Source organism: Cohnella baijiui (assembly GCF_020731285.1).
Lineage (GTDB): Bacteria > Bacillota > Bacilli > Paenibacillales > Paenibacillaceae > Cohnella.
The window spans coordinates 1-211 of record NZ_JAJFOW010000507.1 but is presented as its reverse complement, the minus strand read 5'-3'; the positions used below and the strand labels follow the sequence as shown (position 1 = coordinate 211).

General features: G+C 43.6%; 1 pseudogene. It reads right to left on the bottom strand.

The features are described 5' to 3' along the window. Positions 1 to 211: pseudogene (locus LKX83_RS33570) on the bottom strand (hypothetical protein); the annotation flags it as partial.

Here is a 211-nt window from a genome sequence, read left to right as displayed (position 1 = left end):
ATATGCTCTAAATCCTGTGATGAAGTGAAACGAGTCAGCACATTTTTGCATAGTTCATAGTGCCGTGGCTCATGATGGTCTGCATGTACAGTCCAAAACGTCGTATTTAACTTTTGGGACTGATTATAATTGGGATGCTCTAACCCTTGACCAATTAAGCCCATTACTTTCCCGGCAAAAAGTTCCGAGCCGAAACCGATAGAGGCCATCG